General features: G+C 26.1%; 3 protein-coding genes. All 3 read left to right on the top strand.

Annotation, left to right across the window (positions count from 1 at the left end; translation table 11 throughout):
* Positions 1–771: MFS transporter (locus E6A48_RS12170; RefSeq protein ID WP_219710310.1), on the top strand; the 771-nt coding region annotated here is incomplete at its 5' end.
* Positions 772–775: 4 nt separating this feature from the next.
* The gene (locus E6A48_RS12175) at positions 776–2,347 is read left to right on the top strand and encodes an alpha-L-rhamnosidase-related protein (protein ID WP_219710311.1); all 1,572 of its coding nucleotides are present in this window, start codon (positions 776–778) and stop codon (positions 2,345–2,347) included.
* Between the two features lie 193 nt (positions 2,348–2,540).
* Positions 2,541–2,967 (top strand): S4 domain-containing protein (locus E6A48_RS12180; protein WP_258018607.1); only part of this gene is annotated, 427 nt, incomplete at its 3' end.

Consider the following 2,967-nt stretch of genomic DNA (forward strand, 5'->3'; position numbering starts at 1 on the left):
TTTGGCTTAATAGGCTGTATTATGTTTTTTGTTACATTTGCAAATGTAAGAGAAAAAACTTACAAAAAAGAAAGTCAAGCTTCTTTAAAAGAAACAATCATATCATTATCCAAAAACAAGCCTTGGATAGTATTTGCTATTAATATATTATTCATGTGGACTGGATTTTTTATTCAATCAAGTGCAATAGTTTATTATTATAAAATAGTAATAGGAGATTTGCAATTATCTATTACAGTAACAACTATGATGTCTGTAGTACCTATGTTATCAAATTTCTGCGTTCCATTTTTAGCAAAAAAATTTGGCAAAAGAAATTTATTCTGTTATAGTACTTTTGTACAAATATTAGGCTTATTAGTTATATTATTTGCTGGATTAAATCATATTATGATATTGTTAGGTGTATTCCTTGCTTCATTGGGTGCTGGATTAAAAGAAAGTATATATTTCTCTATGCAAGCTGATCCGGTTGATTATGGTGAATGGAAAACAGGCATAAATACTTCAGGTTCTCTATCGGCAATAAACGGTTTTTTGGGAAAAATAGCACAAGCTGTATCTGGTTGGTTAGCTAGTATGTTATTAGCATGGGCAGCATATGACAGCCAAGCAGTTACTCAAACAGCAGAAACTATTTTTGCTGTAAAGACTATGTATTTATATATTCCTATTATATTATTTATATTTTCTATTATTACTATGATGTTTTATAATTTAGATAAGATGTTGCCAGAGATAAAATCAAAATTATATAAAGATGAGGATTGAAATAATGCCAAAAAAAATATCAAATAGTATTAAAGATTTTAAATGCGTAGTTAATGATAAATTTATAAATAAGGCTATAGAATTGGAACCTAAAATTTATGAAAATATAAGAAAGCCTATATCTATAGTCAATATATTAAAAGAAGAAAAAGATTGGAAGATTTCTAGTAGTATTTCTATAGATGAATTAAAAAATATGGAATTTTGTAAAAATGATAAAGTATGCTTGGATTTTGGAAATCACTATGTTGGATATATTACTTTTACAATTAAGCCTGTAGGAAGTCCTCCAGATGCACCAGCTCATATACGTATAAAATTTGGGGAACATCTATGTGAAATAGGAGAGGAGGCTTCTAGTTATGATGGGATGATTAGCAGTAGTTGGATACAGGAAGAATTTTTACATATAGATGTACTTCCTTGTGAAATAAAATTGCCTAGAAGATATGCTTTTAGATATTTAGAAATAAAGGTATTAGATACATCTCCAAAATATAGATTAGTTATAGAAGACATATATTGTAAAACTGTAACTTCTGCTAATATCGAAAATGTTGAGAAAATAAATTCAAGTTCTGATATTATAAATAAGATAGATACAGTATCTTTAAAGACTTTAGAAGATTGTATGCAATCAGTATTTGAAGATGGTCCAAAAAGAGATAGACGTTTATGGATAGGCGATTTAAGGCTTCAAGCTTTAACTAATTATCTAACTTTTAAAAATAATGATTTAGTGAAAAGATGCTTATATTTATTTGCAGGTGTAACACAAAATGATGGTAAAGTAGGAGCTTGCTTATTTTTACAACCGAATATTATAGTTGATGATACATCTTTATTTGATTATTCATTATTTTTTATATCATGTTTATATGATTATTATAAAGCAACGAATGATAAAGAAACATTAAATGAGCTTTGGGATACTGCTTATAGACAAATAGAAATATCTGAAACAAGATTAGATAATAATTACATTTTAAAAGATTCTGATGATTGGTGGTGTTTCTTAGATTGGAATGATGAATTAAATAAACAAGCTGGAGCACAGGCTATATTTATTTATACTTTAAAACAGGCTTTAGAATTAGCAAAAATTTTAAATGATACAGATAAAGAAAAACGTATAAATGAATTATTAAATAAATTAGTAAATGCTTCTATAAAATATCTTTGGGATAATGATAAAAATTTTTTTGTGAGCGGTAAAGATAAACAAATATCTTGGGCATCTCAAATTTGGTTTATTATTGCAGAAGTTTTTGATAAAGAAAAGAATGCAGAAATATTAGATAATTTATTTTTTAATAATCCTAAAATAGGAATAGTAACTCCATATATGTATCATCATTTAGTAGATGCTCTTTATAAAAATAATAGAATAGAAAAAGCAACACAATGTATATTAGATTATTGGGGAAGTATGGTTGAATATGGTGCTGATTGTTTTTGGGAGCTTTACAACAAAGATGATAAATATTTTTCTCCTTATGGCTCTAACATAATTAATAGTTATTGTCATGCTTGGAGCTGCACTCCGTCTTATTTTATAAGAACATATAATTTATAAAAATATTTTAGAGGTACTTGAGTTTATTTAGAACTCAGGTATCTATATAATTTTATAAAATAAACGTTAAAAGAAATTAAATATATAATTCTCTTAATATCATAAATAGGTATTGATTTCTTTATTATTTACATGTATAACTATAACAGTTTAAATATTATATATTTTCTAACTAAAAATAGATTAATAAAAAATGAAAAAGTCCAAAAATAAATTGCATTCTACTAATAAAGATTTATACAAAGGTGCTGTTATAAGGAAATGCCGTATTGAAGAAGATATTGAATCTATGCGATTAGATAAATATATGGGAAATAGATTTTCTTATTATTCTAGAAACAAGTGGCAGGATTTGATAGGCGAAGGACTTGTATTAGTAAATGGAGAAAAAATAAAATATACTAGAAGTGTTTCTAAAGGTGATGAGATATCATATTATTTTAAAGATATGAAAGAGCCTGAAGTAAATAAAGATATAGAAATAATTTATGATGATGGCGATTTAATTATAGTAAATAAACCTGCTAATTTGCCTGTTATTCCATCTGGAAAATATTATTACAATACTTTACACACCATTATGCAAGAGAAACTAGGCTGTCATTTAAATATGATTAACA

Source organism: Brachyspira pilosicoli, assembly GCF_019402445.1.
GTDB lineage: Bacteria > Spirochaetota > Brachyspiria > Brachyspirales > Brachyspiraceae > Brachyspira > Brachyspira pilosicoli_B.

Bases quoted from the DNA above. Each gene is read 5' to 3' on its own strand.
- E6A48_RS12175 (WP_219710311.1), top strand. From the start codon at position 776: ATGCCAAAAAAAATATCAAATAGTATTAAAGATTTTAAATGCGTAGTT.